A 229-nucleotide genomic window follows, 5' to 3' on the forward strand; every position below is an offset into this window, starting at 1 on the left:
TTCATAGGCAGCTGCATCAGATGGCGCTAAAGCCTCCTGGTCTTCAATAAAGTCACCTAAATGAGAATCATCCTCTTCTCCAATAGGAGTTTCAAGAGAAACTGGTTCTTGAGCAATCTTTAAAATTTCACGAACCTTTTCAGGAGTTAAATCCATTTCTTTAGACACTTCTTCTGGTGAAGGTTCTCGCCCTAGATCCTGTAGAAGCTGTCGTTGCACTCTTATTAAT

Annotated in this window: 1 protein-coding gene; it reads right to left on the minus strand. The window is 40.6% G+C overall.

The features are described from left to right. Positions 1 to 229: sigma-70 domain-containing protein (locus AOA61_RS00070; RefSeq protein ID WP_305886512.1), on the minus strand; the 229-nt coding region annotated here is incomplete at both ends.

The sequence above is a fragment of the Pseudomonas sp. 2995-1 genome (genome assembly GCF_002742505.1).
GTDB classification, from domain to species: domain Bacteria; phylum Pseudomonadota; class Gammaproteobacteria; order Pseudomonadales; family Pseudomonadaceae; genus Aquipseudomonas; species Aquipseudomonas sivasensis.